This is a genomic window from Neobacillus drentensis (assembly GCF_036966985.1).
Lineage (GTDB): Bacteria > Bacillota > Bacilli > Bacillales > Cytobacillaceae > Neobacillus > Neobacillus drentensis_E.
In genome coordinates, this window is sequence record NZ_JBALSN010000031.1 from 11,099 (window position 1) to 11,795 (window position 697).

Annotated in this window: 1 protein-coding gene; it reads right to left on the bottom strand. The window is 36.7% G+C overall.

What is annotated here, in order from left to right:
• Nucleotides 1-519, bottom strand: a 519-nt coding sequence (locus V7659_RS02050; RefSeq protein ID WP_335537790.1) for a glyceraldehyde 3-phosphate dehydrogenase NAD-binding domain-containing protein, incomplete at its 3' end; no start/stop codon positions are given.
• Nucleotides 520-697 lie beyond the last annotated feature (178 nt).

Genomic DNA, 697 nt, shown 5'->3' on the forward strand with positions numbered 1-697 from the left:
TCCGCTTTCAATTCCAAATTTATCATCTAATACCTTTGCAACTGGTGCAAGACAGTTGGTTGTACATGATGCATTGGAAATAATGTCATGCTCATTAATATCCAGCATTTCTTCATTAACACCCATAACAATTGTAACATCCTCATTTTTTCCTGGTGCAGTTAAGATCACTTTCTTTGCCCCTGCTTCTAAATGTAATGCTGCCGCTTCACGGGCATTAAACTTCCCAGTAGCTTCGATCACGATCTCAATCCCGAGCTCTCTCCATGGAAGTTCCTCTGGATTGCGACTGCTCAATAGTTTAATCCTTTTTCCATTTACAAGCAGCTCATCATCTAATGGGACAACCTCTCCTTGAAATGGTCCATGATTTGTATCATATTTAAGTAAATGTGCTAATGTTTCTGCAGGATAACTAGCATTTATGGCTACAACATCAAGCTTATTTTCAAGGATCGCTTTTCTAAAAACCATCCTTCCAATTCTCCCAAATCCATTAATCGCAACTTTTGTCTTCATTTTGCAACCCCTTCTGTATTAATGTCATACTTAATACTTGTTTTATTGTAATTAGTATAACATATTTAGGTGGAATTGTGATGAATAAAGTGCGGATTTTTAAAATGTTTTACAATTTAGATAACTTATTAACAGAATAAAAAGCGCAAGCGCACGTTTAGCGGCGTATGGACTGGAG